Raw genomic sequence first — 341 nt, 5'->3', positions numbered from 1 at the left:
TGCTCGATCAGCGGGTGGCGGCCGCGCGCGTCCAGCCTGGGGTGGGTGATCCACAGGCCCATCATGCCCATGGCCATCTGCGTCATTTCGTCGGCGTGGGGGTGGTACATGAAGGTGCCGGGCCGGCGCGCGACGAACTCGTACACATAGGTCTTGCCCACGGCAATGGGGGGCTGGTTGACGCCGCTGACCCCGTCCATGCCGTTGGGCAGGCGCTGGCCGTGCCAGTGGATGGTGGTGGGCTCGGGCAGGCGGTTGGTGACGAAGCAGCGCACCCGGTCGCCTTCCACCACCTCGATGGTGGGGCCGGGGCTCTGGCCGTTGTAGCCCCACATGTTGAC

At 68.6% G+C, this 341-nt stretch carries 1 protein-coding gene; it reads right to left on the bottom strand.

Translation table 11 applies throughout. The features are described from left to right. The coding region (locus tag HA630_RS01975; RefSeq protein WP_166832190.1) for a multicopper oxidase domain-containing protein at positions 1-341 on the bottom strand (341 nt) is incomplete at both ends.

Source organism: Aquabacterium sp. A08, assembly GCF_011742065.1.
The sequence above is the reverse complement of the archived record's forward strand: the minus strand, read 5'-3'. Positions and strand labels throughout refer to the sequence as shown.